Consider the following 15826-nt stretch of genomic DNA (forward strand, 5'->3'; position numbering starts at 1 on the left):
CCCGCCTGCGGGGCCGAAGCCCTTCGGCGCGGCGAAGGCCCGCGCATCCAGCTTCTTCGTGAGAAGCTCTTTCAAGAGGGATGGATGGCCGGGTCAAGCCCGGCCATGACGGAGGAGGGGCGTCGTTGGCCTTGCCCGGCCCGATCTCGCGCACCGCCTTTACCAATCACCCACTAAACCAAGTTGGGCAAAGCCCTTCAGCGCCCTAATCGGGCTATAAGGCCTCATGATCCGCCCGCTGCTCACCGTGTCCGCAGGTACGCTGTCGTCCCGCTTGTTGGGATTCGTTCGCGATGCGCTGGTCGCGGCGCTGCTCGGGGCCGGCGCGGTGGCGGATGGTTTTCTGCTGGCATTTCAGCTCGTCAATGTGACGCGGCGGCTGCTCACCGAGGGCGCGCTCAACGCGGCGCTGGTGCCGGCGTGGTTGCGGGTGCGCGAGCACAACGGACCGGCCGCGGCCGCGGCGTTCGCCGGCCGGCTGCTCGGCACGGTGGCGCTGGCGACGCTGGTGCTGGCGGTGCTGGTCGGCGTGTTCATGCCGCTCCTGATCGCGCTCCTGGCGCCCGGCTTCGTCGGTCATCCGGTGCTCGGCATGGCGGTGCGGGACGCGCGGCTGATGCTGCCTTATCTGGCGTTCGCCGGCCCGGTCGCGGTGATGATGGGGCTGTTCAACGCCGAAGGAAAAGTCGGACTGACGGCGTTCTCGCCGCTGCTGTTCAACGCGGCGCTGATCGTCGTCACCGCGGTGCTGCTGTTCGCCAGTGACGACGACGTCGTGGCGGCGTGGGTGCTGTCCGGCACGGTCGGACTCGCCGGCCTGCTGCAGCTCTCGATTCTGGCGTTCAACGGCCGCGGCGAGAAGCTCGCGACGCCTTTGCGGGTGTCGTTCGACAGCGCCATGCAGGCGTTCTTCGCCAAGGCGATCCCCGGCATGATCGCGGGTTCCGGGCCGCAGCTCCTGATCGTGATCGGCGCCATCGTGGCATCGTCGACGCCGTCGGCGGTGTCGTGGCTGTACTTCGCCAACCGGCTGATCGAACTGCCGCTCGGCATCGTCGGGGTGGCGATGGGGGCCGTGCTGGTGCCGGAATTGTCGCGCGCGGTGCGCGGCGACGACCAAGCGGCGCAATCGGAGGCCGCCTCGCGCGGGCTCGAATTGGCGGTCGGCGTCGCGCTGCCGGCGACGCTCGGGCTGATCGTGCTGCGCGAGCCGATCGTCCGGCTGCTGTTCGAGCACGGTGCGTTCAGCGCCGAGGATACCGCCGCGACCGCGACGGCGCTCGGCCTGCTGGCGCTCGGCCTTCCTGCGCAGGTGCTGGCCAAGACCTGGGCGGCGGCGTTCTACGCCCGCGAGGATACAAGGACGCCGCTGATCGCCACGCTGGTGGCGCTGGCGGTGGCGATGGCCGCGGCGTTGCTGCTGGGGCGGCTGTTCGGCGCCGCCGGCGTGGCGCTGGCGGTCGCGCTCGGCGGCTGGAGCAATGCTGCGTTTCTGCTGTGGCGGGGCTTGCGCCGTTTTGGCGTCACGATCGATGCCGCGGCGCGCCGGCGTATCGTGCTGATCGCGGTCGCGGCGAGCGCGATGGGTGCGCTGCTGACGCTGAAGGCGCAGTTTGCGTTGCCCTGGGTGACGGCGGCCGGGACGCTGGCGCAGGCCGCCGGGCTCGCCGTCCTGATCGCCGGTGGGCTGATCGTCTATGGCGGGCTGCTGGTGCTGTTCGGGGTGGTGCGGCCGTCCGCGCTTGGAACGGCGCTGCGGCCGCCGCGCGGCTTGCGCGGCTAGCCGGCGCGTGCCAATGGACGGCGCGCCGCGCCACCACCCGCGCGCACCGACCGATCACGCGCAGGAACTGACCATGACCACACAACGGGTATTTTCCGGCATCCAGCCCACCGGAAATCTGCATCTCGGCAATTATCTCGGCGCGATCGTCAACTTCGTGAAGATGCAGGAGACGCATAATTGCGTGTACTGCGTGGTCGATCTGCACGCCATCACGGTGCCGGTGACGGTCTGGGGCGGTCCGGACGAACTGCGCAAGAACATCCGCGAGGTCACGGCGGCGTTCATCGCGGCCGGCATCGATCCGAAGAAGCAGATCATCTTCAACCAGAGCCAGGTCGCGGAACATTCCGAACTCGCCTGGGTGCTGAACTGCATCGCGCGGCTCGGCTGGCTCAACCGCATGACCCAGTTCAAGGAAAAGGCCGGCAAGGATCGCGAGAACGTTTCGGTCGGTCTCTACGACTATCCGGTGCTGATGGCCGCCGACATTCTGGTGTACCGCGCCACCCACGTGCCGGTCGGCGAAGACCAGAAGCAGCACGTCGAACTCACCCGCGACATCGCCCAGAAGTTCAACAACGACTTCTCGGCCTCGATCGCCGCGCAGGGCTTTGGCGACGCTTACTTCCCGCTGCCCGAGCCGGTGATCACCGGCCCGGCGACGCGGGTGATGAGCCTGCGCGACGGCACCAAGAAGATGTCGAAGTCCGATCCGTCGGACTACTCGCGCATCAACCTTACCGACGATGCCGACGCGATCGCGCAGAAGATCCGCAAGGCCAAGACCGATCCGGAGCCGCTGCCGAGCGACGAGAAGGGCCTTGAGCCGCGGCCCGAAGCCGACAATCTGGTCGGCATCTACGCGGCGCTGTCGGGCAAGCCGAAGGCCGCGGTGCTGGGCGAATTCGGCGGCGCGCAGTTCTCGGCGTTCAAGTCGAATTTGGTGGATCTCGCGGTCGAGAAGCTGTCGCCGATCGCCGGCGAAATGAAGCGGCTGTCGGCCGACCACGCTTATGTGGACTCGGTTCTTGCCGACGGCAGCGACCGCGCCCGCGCGATCGCGGCCGAGACCATGGTGGCGGTGAAGGACATCATGGGCATGGTGCGCAAGAAGGGCTGAGGCTCGCAACAGCACCCGTCATGGCCGGGCTCGACCCGGCCATCCATCTTCTTCGCAAACACTCTTCCAAATTGGATGGATGCGCGGGTCAAGCCCGCGCATGACGGCTTTGGCTGGGGCGGCACCTTGTCCTTCCTCACACCGCCATGGCAGCATCGCCGCGTTGCGCGGGCGCGCGGGGAACTCCGGGGGACACCAATGAGCAACCAGCGACGCAGCTACGAGTCCGGCCACAAGCCGAAATGTCTCGTCATCGTCGACGACACCGCCGAATGGGATCGCGCGGTGTATTACGCCAGCCGCTGGGCGGTGCGGGCCGGCGGCGCGGTGGTGATGCTGCGCGTCATCGAGATCCTCGACCAGAATCAGCAATGGCTCGGCGTCGCCGACGTGATGCGCGCCGAGGCGATCGAGACCGCGGAGCTGGCGCTCGACCGCGCCTCCGGCCGCGCCAACGGCGTCTCGGGCATCACGCCCGAGCGGGTGATCCGCGAGGGCGACACCATCGCCCAGGTCCGTGCCGCGATCGAGGACGATTCCGACATCGTGATGCTGATCCTGGCGGCGAGCGACGGTTCCGAGGGCCCGGGACCGATCGTCACCGCGATGGTCCGCCATCTCGGCAGCTTTCCGGTTCCGGTGGTGATGGTCGCCTCCAGCCTGACCGACGACGACATCGACGCGCTGGCCTGAGCGCCGCAAAAACCTCAATCGTTTCAGACGCTGCCCCATCCTCCGGCACAGCCCTCGGGTTGAACCGTGCGTTCGCGGTGGCTATCTGCTAGGGGATACGAGCGCCGGCGACGCTTCGTCGATCCGGCGCGCCGCCAACACATCCCACGCACCGGCCTTGAACCGGCGACGACGGAGATCTCCATGTTCATCCAGACCGAACCGACGCCCAATCCCGCGACCCTGAAGTTCATTCCGGGCCGTCCCGTGCTCGACAGCGGCACGATGGAATTCACCGATCGCAGCCAGGCGGCGCGCTCGCCGCTGGCCGAGCGGCTGTTCGGCGTCGAGGGCGTCAGCGGCGTGTTCTACGGCAGCGATTTCGTCACCGTCACCAAGGACGGCGGCGACTGGCAGCATCTCAAGCCGGCGATCCTCGGTGCCATCATGGAGCACTACATGTCGGGCGCCCCGATCCTGGCCGACGGCCAGTCGGACGGCGACGCCGGCGAAGATGACGAGTTCTTCGCCGAAGGCGACGCCGAGACGGTCGAGATCATCAAGGATCTGATCGAGACGCGCGTACGCCCCGCGGTCGCCAATGACGGCGGCGACATTACTTTCCGTGGCTTCAAGGACGGCATCGTCTATCTGGCCATGAAGGGCGCCTGCTCGGGCTGCCCGTCCTCGACCGCGACGCTGCAGCACGGCATCCAGAACTTGCTGAAGCACTTCGTCCCCGAAGTGACCGAGGTTCGCCCGGTCACCTGACGGCGGTTTTCCGCAGCGTGGGTTTCGACGATGTCCTGCATGGTGCGCCGCGCCATGCAGCGAAGGTCTGCGTCAGCTGTCAGCGATTCTTGTCGATCGTGTCCGGCAGGCACATGACGCGCGCGTCGCATTGCTGATATGCTGGGTGAATGTTGATCCTCGCTATCGATACGGCGCTCGAAGCCTGCTCGGCCGCGATTCTGGATACCGACGCCAACCGGCTGCTCGCATCCGAATCCGAACCGATGCAGCGTGGTCATGCCGAGGCGCTGGTGCCGATGCTGGCGCGTGTGATGCAGGCGTCCGGCCTCGGCTTTGCCGAGCTCGACCGCATCGCCGTCACCACCGGACCTGGTAGTTTCACCGGGCTGCGCGTCGGGTTGTCGGCGGCGCGCGGCATTGCGCTGGCGGCCGACAAGCCGGTGGTCGGATTGACCACGTTGTCCGCCTATGCGGCGCCGCTGGTGAGCGAGCGCGACGACACGCCGATCCTGTCGGCGATCGATGCACGGCACGATCACGTCTACTATCAACTCGTCAGCGGCAACGGCACGCGCCTGGTGAGGCCGCGCGTCGGTCCGATCGCCGAAGCGCTCGAAGCCGCGCGGCAGGGCGCGCCGCGCCTGGTCGGCAATGCGGCGCATCTGCTCGCCGCGCGCTGGCCGGCGTTGACGCCGCCGGCGCCGCTGATCGATCAGCAGCCTGCGCCGGATATCTTCTGGGTCGCCTGGCTCGGTGCGGCAGCGAACCCGGAGGCCGCGCCGGCGCGGCCGTTCTATCTGCGGGCGCCCGACGCCAAGCCTCAGACCGACGCGCTGGCGCGCGCCGCGCAGCCCGCCGCCTGAACCCGGCGCCGATGTTGATTCCGACGATGATGACTTCATGATGATGACTTGGCTCGCCGAATTCTGGGGCTACGCCGACGCGGTGGTCGAGCCGGCTTCGCTGCGCGATGCGGGCAAGCTGGCGCAACTGCACGGCGCGTCGTTTCACAGCGGCTGGAGCGAAGAGGAATTCGCCGACCTTTTGAGCCAGCGCAATACCTTGATCCACCGCTTGCGTATGGGTCGGAAGATCATCGGTTTCATCGCTTCGCGATTCGGGGCGGACGAAGCCGAGATTCTGTCGATCGCGGTGGCGTCCGGCTACCGTGGACGAGGGTTGTCGCGAGAGTTGTTACTGACGCATCTTGGCCATCTCGCCGGCCGCGGTGTCGCCAAAGTCTTTCTTGAAGTCGAGGAGAACAATCAGCCGGCGCGTCGTCTGTATCAGCGTGCCGGTTTCACCATCGTCGGCCGCCGCGAGCGTTACTATCGGCAGCCGGATGGAGAACAATTGAACGCATTGATAATGCGTCGCGACTTGTCCTAATTTCCGCGCGGTGGCACAAACCCCATCGCTGAACCCATTCAAACACTGCGTTGACGCCGATGTCCGATGTGAAGGCCACTGAAATCGAAGCCCGCTGCGCTGCCACCGGTATGCGCATGACGGAACAGCGTCGCGTGATTGCGCGGGTTCTCGCCGAGTCGGTCGATCATCCCGACGTCGAAGAGCTCTACACGCGCTGCGTCGCGGTCGACGACAAGATCTCGATCTCGACCGTGTATCGCACGGTGAAGCTGTTCGAGGACGCGGGGATCATCGAGCGGCACGACTTCCGCGAAGGTCGCGCCCGCTACGAGCAGATGCGCGACAGCCATCACGATCACCTGATCAATCTGCGTGACGGCAAGGTGATCGAATTCACCAACGAGGAGATCGAGAAGCTGCAGGCGGAGATCGCCCGCAAGCTCGGCTACAAGCTGGTCGATCACCGCCTCGAACTGTACTGCGTCCCGCTCGACGACGACAAAGCCTGAGCTTGCGGGCCGCGCGCCGCGCGTTGCCAACGACGCCCTAAGTCGGTTATTGACCTCTCGTCTTCGTCATGGCCGGGCTTGTCCCGGTCATCCACGTCTTTGGCGTGGCCGTTGCGGCAAGGCGTGGATACCCGGGACAAGCGCGGGCATGGCGTGTAGTGATGAAAGGGCCTGATTGACCTGCGATCTCGTCATCTTCGACTGCGACGGCGTTTTGGTCGACAGCGAAGTGATTTCCTGCCGTGTCCATGCCGAGACGCTGACGCGGCACGGCTATCCGATCACCACCGAGCAGGTCGCCGAGCGCTTCCTCGGCCGCTCCGGTCGCGAAGCGCGGCGCGAGATCGAGGCCGAACTCGGCCGCGCGTTCGACGATGCGTTGGAGGAGCAACTGGTCGCCGACGTGCTGCGCAGCTTTGCCGAAGAGCTGGCGCCGATCCCGTTCATCGACCAGGCGCTGGGTGCGATCACGCAGCCGGTCTGCGTCGCCTCCAGCGGCACGCTGAAGCGGATCGCCTTTTCACTGACCCGCACCGGCCTTCACGGGCGTTTCGCCCCGCATCTGTTTTCGGCCGAGCAGGTCGCGCACGGCAAGCCCGCGCCCGATCTGTTTCTGTATGCGGCCGAGCGGATGGGCGTGGCGCCGCAGCGCTGCGTGGTGGTCGAGGACAGCGTGCCGGGGATCACCGGCGCGCGGGCGGCCGGGATGCGGGTGCTGGGTTTTGTCGGCGGCAGCCATTGCCTGCTCGGTATGGCCGAAAAACTGCGCGCCGCCGGCGCCGCCACGACCTTCGCGGACATGCGGCAACTTCCTGAAATAATTTGAAAAAAGCTCTCTGCGGGAACCCGCCAAGCGGCGGCTGGCTGGATTTCGCCCGGTTTCGCCTGTAAGGCAGGGCAGCTTTCCCTCTCAGATAACGAAGACCATGGCCCCGCCGCGCAAGCTGCACATCAAGTCATATGGCTGTCAGATGAATGTCTACGATGCCCAGCGCATGGTGGACGTCCTGACGCCGGAAGGCTTTGTCGAGACCGCGAGCGTGGACGACGCCGATCTGGTGATCCTCAACACCTGCCACATTCGCGAGAAAGCCTCCGAGAAGGTCTATTCCGAACTCGGCCGGCTGCGGCTGGCGCGCGACGAGGCGGCGCAGAGCGGCCGCAGGATGCAGATCGCGGTGGCGGGCTGCGTGGCACAGGCCGAGGGCGAGGAGATCGTCCGCCGCGCCCCGGTGGTCGACGTCGTGGTCGGGCCGCAGAGCTATCATCATCTGCCGCAACTGCTGGCCCGGGCCGATACGCAGGGCCGGGCGCTGGAAACCGAGTTTCCGGTCGAGGACAAGTTCGGCTTCCTGCCGCAGCCGGCGCCGGCGACGATCCGCGCCCGCGGCGTCTCCGCCTTCGTCACCGTGCAGGAAGGCTGCGACAAGTTCTGCACCTTCTGCGTCGTGCCCTATACGCGCGGCGCCGAGGTGTCTCGTCCGGTCGCGGCCATCATCGCCGATGTCGAGCGGCTCGCCGACAATGGCGTCCGCGAAATCACGCTGATCGGCCAGAACGTCAACGCCTATCACGGCGACGGCCCGGACGGCCGCGCCTGGACGCTCGGCCGACTGCTGCAGCGGCTCGCCGCGGTGCCGGGCATCGTCCGGCTGCGCTATTCCACCAGCCATCCCAACGACGTCGACGACGATCTGATTGCCGCGCATCGCGATCTCGCAGCGCTGATGCCGTTCGTGCATCTGCCGGTGCAGTCCGGCTCCGACCGGATCCTGGCGGCGATGAACCGCAAGCACAGCGCGGCCGATTATCGTCGGGTGATCGACCGGTTCCGGGCGGTCCAGCCGCAGATCGCGTTTTCGTCGGATTTTATCGTCGGGTTCCCGGGCGAGACCGATGTGGATTTCGCCGCGACTCTCGCGCTGGTCACACAAATCGGCTACGCTGGCGCTTATTCGTTCAAATATTCGCCGCGGCCCGGCACGCCCGCGGCGGAGATGCCGGAGATGGTGCCCGCAGCGGTGATGGACGAGCGTTTGGAGCGGCTCCAGCAATTGATCGACGCTCAGCAATCGGCCTTCAACAAGGCAGCGATCGGCCAGACCGTGGACGTGCTGTTCGAGCGCGCCGGCCGCAAGCCGGGCCAGATCGTCGGCCGCACCGCTTATCTGCAGCCGGCTCACGTATTTCCCGGCGATTTTCTCGGTCCCGGCATGTCCCCCGACGCGCTTGTCGGGCAGGTGCTGCCGGTCCGGGTCGACAGTCTCGAGCGCTACAGCCTGCTCGGCGAACTGGCGGCCACGCCGCCGCAGCATGCTCGTCCTCTGGCCGCCACTGGAGCCTGAGCCCCTTGGCAAAAAGCGTATCGGATTCGTCCTCGCTGATTTCCCGCCGCAAGCTCGATCGCGAACCTTTGTCCCCACCCGAGACCCAAGTCGTCGTCGCCTTCGACGACAACCGCGCCGCTTCCGCGCTGGTCGGCCCTTATGGGCAGAACCTCGCACGGATCGAGCGCCGGCTCGCCGTCGAGGTGGATTCACGGGGCAACCACATCACCATCTCGGGCTCGCGCGAAGGCTGCGACTCGGCCCGGCGGGTGCTCGAGGCGCTGTACGCGCAGGCGATGTCCGGCAGCGATCTGTCGCAGGGCGACGTCGATGGCGCGATCCGCGCCGTGATCGCGCAGGGGTCGCTGTTCGAGTTCGATGCCAAGCCGGCAGCGGGTGCGTTCGAGGCGGTCAATCTGCGCAAGCGCCTGGTGCGGGCGCGCACCGCCGCGCAGGATTCCTACATCCGCGCGCTGAAGCGCCACGAGCTGGTGTTCGGCATTGGCCCGGCCGGCACCGGCAAGACCTGGCTGGCGGTGGCGCACGCCGCGCAGCTGTTCGAGCGCAAGGAGGTCGACAAGATCATCCTGACGCGGCCGGCGGTCGAGGCCGGCGAGCGGCTCGGCTTTCTGCCCGGTGATTTGCGCGAAAAGGTCGATCCTTACTTAAGGCCGATCTACGACGCGCTGTACGACCTGATGGATGCGCGCATCGTCGAGCGTGCGATGCAGTCGGGCGAGATCGAGATTGCGCCGCTGGCCTTCATGCGCGGCCGCACACTGACCAATGCGGCGATCATTCTGGACGAGGCGCAGAACACCACCTCGATGCAGATGAAAATGTTTCTCACTCGCCTTGGTGAGAACTCGCGAATGATCGTCACCGGCGATCCGAGCCAGGTCGATCTGCCCAACGGCGCGACCTCCGGCCTGTCCGAAGCGGTGCGGCTTTTGTCCGGCGTCGAGGGCATCGCCCAGGTGAATTTCACCGCCGAAGACGTCATTCGTCACGAACTGGTGGCGCGGATCGTCGCCGCCTATGAGGGAGCCCCGCCAAAGCCGGCGCGCGGCGAAAACTGATGTCACAATCCGACACCGGGAGCCGTGCCGATTGCGTCGGGACGGCCCGAAGCGATATTTTGACCCCGATGAGTAGTTCCGCCATTCCAGCCACCGAAGTCGTGATCGCCGCCGCGTGCTGGCAATCCGAAGCTAGTGCCGAGGCCGTCGTGCTGCGCGCGATCGAAGCCGCGGCAAAGGCCGTCGATGAGGATACCGGCGGCGCCGAGCTCGCCGTGATGCTGACCGACGACGACGGCATCCAGGCGCTCAACGCCTCCTATCGCGGTTTCGACAAGCCGACCAATGTGCTGTCGTTTCCGGCCCCCGAGGCGGACTATCAGGATGAGGACGGCGCGCCGCGGCTGCTCGGTGATATCGCAATCGCGTACCAGACCGTGCGCCGCGAAGCCGACGACGAGGGCAAGCCGTTCGATCATCACCTCAGCCATCTGGCGGTGCACGGCTTCCTGCATCTGGTCGGCTACGACCACGAGACCGACGCCGAGGCCGAGACGATGGAAAGCGCCGAGCGCCGCATCCTGGCGGGCCTCGGCATTCCGGATCCCTACGCCGATCAGGATCGGGTGAGCTGACATGCCGGACGGCGACAGTACGCGGACCAGCGCGCAGACATCGGAGCAGGACTTAGCACGCGGGCAGCAATTGCCCGCGGTGGTGCATCAGGGCGAGGTGCTGCGGCCGGTCGGCGCCGCCTGGCTGATCCGTGCGATCCGTTCGCTGTTCGGCTGGAAGCCGGGCTCGGTGCGCGACGATCTGCAGGTCGTGCTCGATACCAGTCCGCCGGACGACACCGGGTTTTCGACGCTCGAGCGCACCATGCTGCGCAACATTCTCGGGCTGCACGAGCGCCGCATCGCCGACGTCATGGTGCATCGCGCCGACATCGTCGCGATCAAGCAGGACATCCCGCTCGGCGAACTGATGAGTCTGTTTCAGGGTGCGGCGCATTCGCGCCTCGTCGTCTATAACGAGACGCTCGACGATCCGGTCGGCCTCGTGCACATCCGCGACCTCGTCGCGTTCATGACGGCGAACGCCAAGGTCAAGCCGGAAACGGTCGCCAAGCGCAAGAAGGCGCTGCCGGCCGGGCTCGATCTCAAGGCCATCGATCTGAAGATGCCGCTGACCGAGACCGGCATCATCCGCAAGCTGCTCTACGTGCCGCCGTCGATGCGGGCGATCGATCTGTTGGCGCAGATGCAGGCCGCCCGCACCCATCTGGCGCTGGTGGTCGACGAATATGGCGGCACCGACGGGCTGGTGTCGATCGAGGACATCGTCGAACTGATCGTCGGCGAGATCGACGACGAGCACGACAGCGCGGTGCCGCCGTCGATCGTCAAGCAGGCCGACGGCTCGTTCATCGCCGACGCCCGCACCAGCCTCGAAGACGCCCGGGCGATGATCGGCGACAGCTTCGTGCCCGGTGAGGCCGGCGAGGACGTCGAGACGCTCGGCGGCTATCTGGTCAATCACGTCGGCCGGCTGCCGGTGCGCGGCGAAGTAATTTCCGGCCCCGGCAATTACGAGATCGAAGTGCTCGATGCCGATCCGCGCCGCGTCAAGCGGCTGCGCATCGGCATTCGCAAGGAGCGTCCGGCGCCGCGGCCGCGTGAGACGCGGCGGCGCGAGCCGGCTTCCGACGCCGCGACCGCGCCGTCCTCCGACACGACCAATCCGAATCCTCCGCCGCCCAGCGAATGAGCGAGCACATCCCGACATGCCAAAGCTGCTGAGCCGCGCCGCCTCCAGCGTCATCCTTGCATGGGGGTGGAAGCGCGCAGCGATCGCCCTGGTGGCCGGCGCCTTGTCGTCGCTGGCGATGGCACCGTTCAACGCCTGGCCGATCCTGTTCATCACCTTTCCGGTGGCGGTCTGGCTGATCGACGGCGCCGGCGCAGGCAAGTGGCGCGGCGTCCCGGCGGCGGCGATGGCCGGCTGGTGGTTCGGCTTCGGTTATTTCGTGCCGGGCCTGTACTGGATCGGCAATGCGTTCCTGGTCGATGCCGACACCTTCGCATGGCTGCTGCCGGCGGCGGTGTGCGGACTGCCGGCCTATCTGGCGCTGTTCACCGCGCTCGGCTTCGGGCTGGCCCGGCTGCTGTGGGACCGCGGCGCGCTGCGCGTGGTTGCCCTCGCAACGGCGCTGACCATCGCCGAATGGCTGCGCGGGCATATTCTCACCGGGTTCCCGTGGAGTGCGTTCGGCTACGCACTGACGGAGCCGCTGGCGCTGGCGCAGAGCCTGTCGCTGATCGGCATCTGGGGGATGACCTTCATCGCCGTCGCGGTGTTCGCCAGTCCGGCCGTGCTGGCCGACGACATCGCCGATACGCGGCGGCGCTGGCTCGCTCCCGCCGCCGCGCTCGGCGTGCTGATCGCCATGGCGATGTTCGGCGGCATTCGCTTGCAACTCACTCCGACCAGGCTGGTCGACAATGTCCGGCTGCGGATCATGCAGCCGAACCTGCAACAGGATCAGCGCTTCAACTACGCCGCCAAAGCCGATGTGATGCAGAAATACCTCACTTTGTCGGACCGTGCGACCGGCCCGAACGCCACCGGCGTGCGCGACGTGTCTCTGCTGATCTGGCCGGAATCGGCGTTCCCGTTCTTCCTCGCGCGCGAGCCGGATGCGCTGGCGCAGATCGCGGACCTGTTGCCTAAAGGCACCATTCTGCTCACCGGCGCGGTCCGGCCTCCGGAGATGCCGGCGGGCCGCCGGATCACGCGCGCTTACAATTCGATCTATTCCATCGACCATGACGGCACGTTGCTGTCGGTCTACGATAAGTTGCATCTGGTACCATTCGGGGAATATCTGCCGTACCAGGACATGATGGAGAAGATCGGTTTCGTGCAGCTCACCAAGGTGCAGGGCGGTTTTCTCACCGGCACCGCGCGCCACAATATGGAGCTGCCGAACGCGCCGCCGCTGCTGCCGCTGATTTGCTACGAGGCGATCTTTCCTGATGAGATCGACATCCGCGGGCCGCGGCCGGGATGGATGCTCAATCTCACCAATGACGGCTGGTTCGGCAATTCGACCGGACCCTATCAGCATCTGCAGCAGGCGCGGATGCGCGCGGTCGAACAGGGACTACCGCTCGTACGCGCCGCAAATACAGGTATTTCTGCAGTGATCGATCCGGTCGGACGGATCGTCGGCGAGCTTGGACTCGGCGTCGAAGGTGTGCTCGACGCGACACTGCCGGCGAAGATTCCACCCACGGTCTATGCGCGCGTCGGCGAGCTTCCGGCGGCTGTTCTGGTTGCACTTTCGACGATGCTTGTACTATTACGCAGACGAACACCAACCAGGTGATAGTACGCAACGCGACGGCGCAACCAGAGATTAAGTTAGAGAAAATCCGCACGTCCATTATTGCATTTCTCTATCGGTGTATATTAACGCCGGCGCCTCAAGACATTTGACGTCTCCAATATTTCAGGCGTATTCCAATCCGCATTCGCCTTCCATTTGCGTATGCACATGCCTTGAGGAGTAACTGAGATGTCGACCAAAGCGCCCAATCCTGTTGACAAGTATGTCGGCAGCCGTGTGCGCATGCGGCGCATCATGCTCGGAATGAGCCAAGAAAAGCTCGGCGAAGCACTGGGACTGACCTTCCAGCAAGTTCAGAAATACGAGAAGGGCACCAACCGCGTTGGCGCCAGCCGCATTCAGCAGATTTCTGAAGTTCTGCAGGTGCCGGTGTCGTTTCTGTTCGAGGGTGGCCCGAGCGGCGGTCTTGCCAATGGCAATGGCTTCAGCGAAGCGCCGTCTCCGTCTTATGTGTCGGACTTTCTTGCAACATCCGAGGGTCTGGCGCTGACTCGTGCGTTCACCAAGATCACCGATGCCAAGCTTCGGCGCAGCATCGTCGACCTTGTCGAACAGATCGCTGCCCGCGAACCGAACGAAACTCGCTGAGTTCGTCGATTCGCCCACGCCGCGGCCCGCGCCCTGAGTACTCAGAGCGCGGGCCGCGGCGTTTCTATGTCCAACTTGAACTAATTCCGCGACGGCCCCGCCGGTCGAGCTGTTATATGATCAGTATTGATCAGTTCGTTCAGATTTGTAGCGCTGCGTACCGGGCTGATCGTGTAGGTATCAAGCAAGTATAAACAAGTGTTCATCAACATGAATGAAGTCGTTCATCATCAGGGCTCGTTCTTCGGGCGTCGCAAGGGCCACAAGCTGCGCGCTCATCAGGCCGATCTGGTCGATAACCTGCTGCCGCATCTTGCGCTCGATATCGAGCGCCCGTCGCCCGCCTCGCTGGCGGAGCTGTTCGATCAGCCGGTCGACGGCGTGCGGCTGGAGATCGGGTTCGGCGGCGGCGAACATCTGCTGGCCGAGGCGCAGGCTCATCCCGGCACCGGCTTCATCGGCGCCGAGCCCTATGTGAACGGCATGGCCAAGATCCTCGCCCGGATCGAGGACCAGAACATCCGCAACATCCGCCTGTTCGCCGGCGATGCCGCGGCGCTGATGGCCTGGGTGCCGGCCGGCTCGCTGGTGCGGATCGATCTGATCCACCCCGATCCGTGGCCGAAGCGGCGGCATTGGAAGCGGCGTTTCGTGCAGGACACGATGGTGGAGGCGATGGCGCGGGCGCTGGTGCCGGATGGCGAATTCCGTTTCGTCAGCGACATCGACAGCTACAATGCGTGGACGCTGGCGCATCTGTTGCGCGCCCCGGTGTTCGACTGGACCGCCGAACGCGCCGACGACTGGCGTCTGCCGTGGCCGAACTACACGATGACGCGCTATGGCCGCAAAGCCGAGCGCGAAGGACGCCGCGCCGCCTATCTGCGCTTCCGCCGTCTCGCGGTGTGACGGAAGCGCTGCGTTCGGCGCCGTCGAGAGAAATAAATTCTCGCGGCGGCGCGCGCCTTCCTAATCGCTGCTGCCGAAGGTCTGCGGCATCGTCTGGCGCAGCCGCCAGAATCCGACCATGCGCTGCGCGGTCGACGGCGCCAGCCGTTCGAAATTGCAGCGCGCCTCCTCGACATCGGGCGAGGCCGGCATCCGGTCCGGCCCGAGCCGCAGGCCGATCAGCGCCCGCACCGTGCTCCAGCCGAAGCCGAGCGCCTTGCCGAGCATCAGCAGCGGATCATGGCGCTCGCCGGCGAGCAGCGGATCGAGCGTCGCGATCCGCACGCCCGACATCGCCGACAACGCGGCGACTGTTTCTTCATATTGAAAAGCCCTGGCAAACGCGAACACCGTTGCTTCGCTGAGGCCGGCGCCATGATGCAGCGCCACCACGGTGCGCTGCGCCGGCGTGAAATCGCGGGTGACGCCGCTCTGCTGCGGCGCGCCGGCGAGTTCGCGCAGCGCGCGGTTGATTGCGATCCGTGCGCTCGGCTGCGCTGTCTCGACCAATCGCCGCCGCACCGGGTCGCTGGCCGAGGCCAGCAATTCCTTCAGCCGTGGTGGCGACAGGTCGTCGCGCCCGCTCACCGCGGTCGCCAGCAGCACGTCCTCCGCCGCACGGCGCACCAGCCCGCTGAAGCCGGCGGGCGAGAACTGCGCCCCGACGTTCACGGCGATCGCGCGCAGCACGTCGTGGTCGCCGCGGCGGACGATCACGTCGCTGACCGGCGGCGTCACCTCCGGCCGCTCTGAAATCGCGATCAGATGGGTCTGGCCGCGCGAGCCTGCGAGGTCGACCAGCGTGGGCTCGCCGATCTGGCTGGAGCGTCGCAGCAGCGGACCCGCAATGCCGATGTCCTCGTCGCGGGCGAGCTGCGCGATCAGCCGCGGCGGCGCATTGCCGAGCGAACAGAACCGCCGCGCCAGCTCGCTGCGCATCTCGACGTCGATCTCCGGCACCAGCCGCAGCAGGACGCCGTCGAACACCGCGATATGTTCGTCGCTGAAACGCGCCGCGCCCTGCACGAACAGGTCGGCGATGCGTCGCACGGCGTCGGCGCGGCGCTCCGGAGGGACATTGCTGACAGCCTCGTCCAGTTCGGGTCTCAGCAGATGAGCCGGGGACATCCTGTTTCTCGGCGAGCGCGCGTTCGCGGGGTACTCCGGAACCTAGAGCGGCGACATGAACGAAGGGTTAGGGGGGCGTTCGCAGCATCAGTTGCGAGTCGCTCGCAGGCATCTGCCGATGCCCTATCCATGCGATTGCGCGCGCCGGATCCGCCGTCGCCGCATCGCGGGCGGCGGCGGCCGGCCGCGGCCCTTG

16 protein-coding genes are annotated in these 15826 nt (G+C 66.4%); 15 read left to right on the top strand and 1 reads right to left on the bottom strand.

Features of this window, described 5'->3' with window-relative positions:
* Window positions 1-226 precede the first annotated feature (226 nt).
* The 15 genes from murJ to IP86_RS18680 all read left to right on the top strand — a co-directional run bounded on the left by murJ (window position 227) and on the right by IP86_RS18680 (window position 14463).
* Entirely contained in the window at window positions 227-1783 is a 1557-nt protein-coding gene (gene murJ / locus IP86_RS18610) for a murein biosynthesis integral membrane protein MurJ (protein ID WP_054163924.1), read from the top strand.
* Window positions 1784-1856: 73 nt separating this feature from the next.
* Complete coding sequence (gene trpS, locus IP86_RS18615; protein ID WP_054163937.1) at window positions 1857-2906, top strand: tryptophan--tRNA ligase; 1050 nt, start codon at window positions 1857-1859, stop codon at window positions 2904-2906.
* 198 nt (window positions 2907-3104) lie between these two features.
* Window positions 3105-3599: a universal stress protein gene (locus IP86_RS18620; RefSeq protein WP_054163925.1), complete on the top strand. Its 495-nt coding sequence runs from the start codon at window positions 3105-3107 to the stop codon at window positions 3597-3599.
* A gap of 183 nt (window positions 3600-3782) precedes the next feature.
* Window positions 3783-4349 (top strand): NifU family protein, encoded by a 567-nt coding sequence (locus IP86_RS18625; protein ID WP_054163926.1) that lies wholly within the window; start codon window positions 3783-3785, stop codon window positions 4347-4349.
* Window positions 4350-4498: 149 nt separating this feature from the next.
* On the top strand, window positions 4499-5194 hold the full coding sequence (tsaB, locus tag IP86_RS18630) for a tRNA (adenosine(37)-N6)-threonylcarbamoyltransferase complex dimerization subunit type 1 TsaB (RefSeq protein ID WP_054163927.1): 696 nt from the start codon (window positions 4499-4501) through the stop codon (window positions 5192-5194).
* A gap of 40 nt (window positions 5195-5234) precedes the next feature.
* Window positions 5235-5720, top strand: a complete 486-nt coding sequence (gene rimI, locus IP86_RS18635) for a ribosomal protein S18-alanine N-acetyltransferase (protein ID WP_054163938.1) — start codon at window positions 5235-5237, stop codon at window positions 5718-5720.
* Between the two features lie 59 nt (window positions 5721-5779).
* Window positions 5780-6211 (top strand): Fur family transcriptional regulator, encoded by a 432-nt coding sequence (locus IP86_RS18640; protein WP_054163928.1) that lies wholly within the window; start codon window positions 5780-5782, stop codon window positions 6209-6211.
* A 175-nt stretch (window positions 6212-6386) separates the two neighbouring features.
* A complete protein-coding gene (locus IP86_RS18645) occupies window positions 6387-7037 on the top strand; it encodes an HAD family hydrolase (RefSeq protein WP_054163929.1) in 651 nt (216 codons plus the stop codon).
* A gap of 100 nt (window positions 7038-7137) precedes the next feature.
* A complete protein-coding gene (miaB, locus tag IP86_RS18650; protein WP_054163930.1) occupies window positions 7138-8556 on the top strand; it encodes a tRNA (N6-isopentenyl adenosine(37)-C2)-methylthiotransferase MiaB in 1419 nt (472 codons plus the stop codon).
* A gap of 5 nt (window positions 8557-8561) precedes the next feature.
* A complete protein-coding gene (locus IP86_RS18655; protein ID WP_082364091.1) occupies window positions 8562-9617 on the top strand; it encodes a PhoH family protein in 1056 nt (351 codons plus the stop codon).
* A gap of 68 nt (window positions 9618-9685) precedes the next feature.
* Window positions 9686-10192 carry an rRNA maturation RNase YbeY gene (gene ybeY / locus IP86_RS18660; RefSeq protein ID WP_054163932.1) on the top strand — a complete coding sequence of 169 codons (507 nt, stop codon included), beginning with the start codon at window positions 9686-9688 and terminating at the stop codon, window positions 10190-10192.
* A gap of 1 nt (window position 10193) precedes the next feature.
* The gene (locus tag IP86_RS18665; RefSeq protein WP_054163933.1) at window positions 10194-11324 is read left to right on the top strand and encodes a hemolysin family protein; all 1131 of its coding nucleotides are present in this window, start codon (window positions 10194-10196) and stop codon (window positions 11322-11324) included.
* Between the two features lie 16 nt (window positions 11325-11340).
* Window positions 11341-12945, top strand: coding sequence for an apolipoprotein N-acyltransferase (lnt, locus tag IP86_RS18670; protein ID WP_054163934.1), 1605 nt, complete (start codon window positions 11341-11343; stop codon window positions 12943-12945).
* A gap of 189 nt (window positions 12946-13134) precedes the next feature.
* Entirely contained in the window at window positions 13135-13554 is a 420-nt protein-coding gene (locus IP86_RS18675; protein ID WP_054163935.1) for a helix-turn-helix domain-containing protein, read from the top strand.
* Window positions 13555-13764: 210 nt separating this feature from the next.
* Window positions 13765-14463 carry a tRNA (guanine(46)-N(7))-methyltransferase TrmB gene (locus tag IP86_RS18680; protein WP_054163939.1) on the top strand — a complete coding sequence of 233 codons (699 nt, stop codon included), beginning with the start codon at window positions 13765-13767 and terminating at the stop codon, window positions 14461-14463.
* Between the two features lie 60 nt (window positions 14464-14523).
* Here the strand turns inward: IP86_RS18680 and IP86_RS18685 are convergent, their stop codons facing one another.
* Entirely contained in the window at window positions 14524-15630 is a 1107-nt protein-coding gene (locus IP86_RS18685; RefSeq protein WP_054163936.1) for a DUF2336 domain-containing protein, read from the bottom strand.
* Window positions 15631-15826: the final 196 nt, after the last annotated feature.

This window comes from Rhodopseudomonas sp. AAP120 (assembly GCF_001295845.1).
Taxonomy (GTDB): domain Bacteria; phylum Pseudomonadota; class Alphaproteobacteria; order Rhizobiales; family Xanthobacteraceae; genus Rhodopseudomonas.

Coding starts and splice junctions, on each gene's coding strand:
- rimI (WP_054163938.1), top strand. CDS start 5,235: ATGATGACTTGGCTCGCCGAATTCTGGGGCTACGCCGACGCGGTGGTC.
- IP86_RS18675 (WP_054163935.1), top strand. CDS start 13,135: ATGTCGACCAAAGCGCCCAATCCTGTTGACAAGTATGTCGGCAGCCGT.
- IP86_RS18680 (WP_054163939.1), top strand. CDS start 13,765: ATGAATGAAGTCGTTCATCATCAGGGCTCGTTCTTCGGGCGTCGCAAG.
- tsaB (WP_054163927.1), top strand. CDS start 4,499: ATGTTGATCCTCGCTATCGATACGGCGCTCGAAGCCTGCTCGGCCGCG.
- IP86_RS18620 (WP_054163925.1), top strand. CDS start 3,105: ATGAGCAACCAGCGACGCAGCTACGAGTCCGGCCACAAGCCGAAATGT.
- murJ (WP_054163924.1), top strand. CDS start 227: ATGATCCGCCCGCTGCTCACCGTGTCCGCAGGTACGCTGTCGTCCCGC.
- IP86_RS18665 (WP_054163933.1), top strand. CDS start 10,194: ATGCCGGACGGCGACAGTACGCGGACCAGCGCGCAGACATCGGAGCAG.
- IP86_RS18625 (WP_054163926.1), top strand. CDS start 3,783: ATGTTCATCCAGACCGAACCGACGCCCAATCCCGCGACCCTGAAGTTC.
- IP86_RS18640 (WP_054163928.1), top strand. CDS start 5,780: ATGTCCGATGTGAAGGCCACTGAAATCGAAGCCCGCTGCGCTGCCACC.
- trpS (WP_054163937.1), top strand. CDS start 1,857: ATGACCACACAACGGGTATTTTCCGGCATCCAGCCCACCGGAAATCTG.
- IP86_RS18685 (WP_054163936.1), bottom strand. CDS start 15,630: ATGTCCCCGGCTCATCTGCTGAGACCCGAACTGGACGAGGCTGTCAGC.
- miaB (WP_054163930.1), top strand. CDS start 7,138: ATGGCCCCGCCGCGCAAGCTGCACATCAAGTCATATGGCTGTCAGATG.
- ybeY (WP_054163932.1), top strand. CDS start 9,686: ATGAGTAGTTCCGCCATTCCAGCCACCGAAGTCGTGATCGCCGCCGCG.
- lnt (WP_054163934.1), top strand. CDS start 11,341: ATGCCAAAGCTGCTGAGCCGCGCCGCCTCCAGCGTCATCCTTGCATGG.